Raw genomic sequence first — 2,828 nt, forward strand, 5'->3', positions numbered from 1 at the left:
ACCATCGAGAGAACTACGGCATACTGACGATCGATTGGGAATCAGCCGATCCGACGCTGAGCTTCGAGATCCGCGACATCGAAGGAGATCCAGTGATCGAACAAACGCGAAAACTTTCCGACCTGCGTGGTCGGTGAGGCGGGGCAGGGCGGCTCGCGCCCTGACGCTAACAACAACCACCCCATTTGGTGCCAAACGGCCGATACAAACGACAAACCGTTGGCGGCTTCCGGGACGATCAAGACTCGCCCTGACCCGCATTCTCGCGTAGAATAGTGGCTGTGGTTCAGGTGCGTCATGATCGGACAGACCTGAACCCGCCCGCCTTCCCCCCCAATCGAAACCCGCGTGAAAGCCTCCCGGTTTTCCACCATGTTTTCCCGCCTTCCCCTTGGGTCCCCCAAGAAAAGATGCCTGCCGTGTATCCTCCTCGCCGGTTTCTTGCCATCAGGCCATTGGCCGTCGTGCTGTTGCTAGTCACCGCAACCGTCGGCGTCTCCGCCCCCAATCCCCAAGACAAACAAACGCGTTCGGATGAGCAAGAGAAGTTCTTTGAGAACGAGGTGCGTCCGCTATTGGTGCAGCACTGTGTCGAGTGCCACGGGCCGGATGATCAGTCGGGTGAATTGCGACTCGATCGCCACGACCATTTCAAGCGAGGCGGCGGCAGCGGACCGGTTGTGGTTCCGGGCGATGTCAACGCGAGTCGACTGATTCGTGCGATCGGCTATCAAGACAACGACTTGCAAATGCCGCCGGACAGCAAGTTGCCCGAGGAAGCGATTCGTGTTCTTTCCGAATGGGTTCGCAGGGGAGCGTATTGGCCGGAGGACGTGACGCAGACACAACCGACCGTCAATCTGTCACCGCAAGAACACATCGAGGCACAACGTCAATCGCATTGGTCCTACCAACCGATTTCACCCACCGACCCACCGACGATCGCGGAGCTGGCGACGCGTGTGGGGCAAGAGCAGCTGGACGCGTTTGGTGGCGACGGCATGACGACGATCGACCGTTTCGTGCTGGCTCGGTTGGCCGAGGGCGGGCTGGCGCCGAACCCGCGAGCCGATCGCCGCACGCTGATTCATCGGGCCTACCACACGCTGCTGGGATTGCCGCCGACCTACGAACAGGTCGAGGAGTTCGTCGCCGATGAGCAGCCCGACGCCTTTGCCCGGCTCGTCGACCGTCTGTTGGACAATCCACACTACGGAGAACGCTGGGCGCGGCACTGGTTGGACATCGCACGCTATGGAGACACGAAAGGCTACTTGGCCGGAAACATGGAAACGCGTTACCCGTATGCGTTCACCTATCGCGACTATGTGATCGACGCCTTCAACAGCGACAAGCCCTTTGACCAATTCGTGATCGAGCAGCTTGCCGCCGACCAATTGAACTTGGCCGAAGACGCACGCAGCGCGCTGGCCGCCATGGGGTTCTTGACCGTCGGTCGGCGATTCATGAACCGTCAACACGACATCATTGACGACCAAATCGACGTGGTCACCCGTGGGTTTCTCGGCATGAGCGTCGCCTGTGCCCGATGCCACGACCACAAGTACGATGCGATCCCGACGGCCGACTACTACTCGCTCTACGGCGTCTTTGCCAGCTCGGAAGAACCTGCAACGCTGCCGTTGTTGGGCGATCCCGAACCCTCGCCGCAATACGACGCTTTCCTCAAAGCCAAAGCCGAAAAACAACAAGAAGTCGACCAGTGGGTCGAAGAACGCCGCCAGGGAATCGAAAACGAGTTGCGTTCACGCGTCGCCGATTATCTGGTTTACATCGCCAAGTCACTGCCCCAGTACAGCAAAGGCAAGGTGCAGCCCCAAGGGAAGCGGGGGGCGTTGCGTTTGCCGGCGGTCCGACGCTGGCAAGATTACCTGCTTAAACCGTCCGAGTCGTCGCTGCCCGTCTGGGAACTGCTTCGCCAGTTGGCCGCGCTGCCGCCCGAAACATTCGCCAACGAAGCAGCGGCGGTCTACCAACAAGCCAAGCCGGCGGTGCCCGAGCGGTTGTTGAAGGCGTTGCGAGAGGCCCAGCCGAAATCCTTGCCGGATGCCGCGCAAGTCGTGGGCGATCAATTGGAAGCGGTTTACGGACAGTGGCTTGAAGCCCGCAAGAAAGACGAGAGTCTGGAACAGTTGCCAGACGCCGATGACGAAACGTTGCGGCAGGTGCTGTGGTCCGCCAACGCACCGACGACCCTGGATACCGGCCAAGCGATCGCGCATTTGGATCAGGCCGAACGTGGCAAATACAACCAGCTGCTCAATGGAGTCAACGGAGTCAGCGTCACACATCCGGGCGCACCGGGGCGTGGCATGGTGATGGTGGACAAGCCCAAGCCGGTCGAACCGGTGATCTTTCGACGCGGTGTGCCCGGCAATCGGGGCGACCGCGTCCCACGACGATTTCTACAGGTCTTGGCGCACGTCGATGGCGGCGAGCCCTTTCAACAGGGCAGCGGTCGGCTGGAATTGGCCCGAGCGATTGCCGATCCCAAGAATCCGCTGACCGCTCGGGTGATTGTCAACCGCGTCTGGCAACACCAATTCGGCGAAGGCCTTGTCCGCACGCCAAGCGACTTTGGGATTCGCGGTGAACTTCCGACGCATCCGGAACTGCTCGACCACCTCGCCGCAGAGCTGATCGCCGATGGCTGGTCCATCAAACGGCTGCAACGTCGCATCATGCTCTCGGCGACCTGGCAACAATCCAGCCACACACGCCCCGACGCGATCGAGACCGATCCCGAAAACCGACTGCTATGGCACATGCCACGACGGCGGATGGAATTCGAACCACTGCGTGATCGT

Annotated in this window: 1 protein-coding gene; it reads left to right on the forward strand. The window is 60.6% G+C overall.

Going from position 1 to position 2,828, the window contains the following annotated elements; genetic code table 11:
- Positions 1-419: 419 nt before the first annotated feature.
- Positions 420-2,828 (forward strand): DUF1549 domain-containing protein (locus tag ABX749_RS28315; RefSeq protein ID WP_372898986.1); only part of this gene is annotated, 2,409 nt, incomplete at its 3' end.

This window comes from Stieleria sp. (assembly GCF_041595215.1).
GTDB lineage: Bacteria > Planctomycetota > Planctomycetia > Pirellulales > Pirellulaceae > Stieleria > Stieleria magnilauensis.